Consider the following 555-nt stretch of genomic DNA (forward strand, 5'->3'; position numbering starts at 1 on the left):
GCGTTTCCCGCAGGAGCTATTCCTGTGAGGTGAGAATTCATCTATTGCATAAAAAAAGACCCTCCGTTATGATGCAGGTGCTAACCAATCGCTCATAACTAAGGAGGATCTTCACATGCATGATAATCGAAATCAACGTATTAATCAAATTTCTGAAACTACACTGGTTGTTGGTATTGACATAGCCAAGCGGAATCATTACGCCTGTGCCGTTGATGAGCGTGGACGTGAACTCAAGAAAAGCTTTGTCATTCGCCAATCCCTTCAAGGATTTGAAAGCTTTTACGCGACTATCCTAAAGCTCATGAGTATTCATAATAAAAAGGAAGTCATCGTTGGTTTTGAGCCTACCGGCCATTACTGGATGAATCTCGCAGCTTTTCTAGCAGATCATGACATTCCATATGTCCTTGTCAATCCTCTTCATGTTAAGCAAACCAAAGAGCTAGACGATAACCTACAAAGTAAAAATGATCTGAAAGATGCCCGGGTCATCGCAAAAATGATGCCACAAGGATATTACAGTATGCCAAGGGAAATGACTCAAATCGATTC

General features: G+C 41.4%; 1 protein-coding gene. It reads left to right on the forward strand.

From position 1 onward, the window contains the following. Nucleotides 1-115: 115 nt before the first annotated feature. A partial coding sequence (locus tag BVI01S_RS21910) for an IS110 family transposase (RefSeq protein WP_156477383.1) occupies nt 116-555 on the forward strand: 440 nt, incomplete at its 3' end.

This window comes from Rossellomorea vietnamensis NBRC 101237, assembly GCF_001591825.1.
In the GTDB taxonomy this organism is placed as follows: domain Bacteria; phylum Bacillota; class Bacilli; order Bacillales; family Bacillaceae_B; genus Rossellomorea; species Rossellomorea vietnamensis.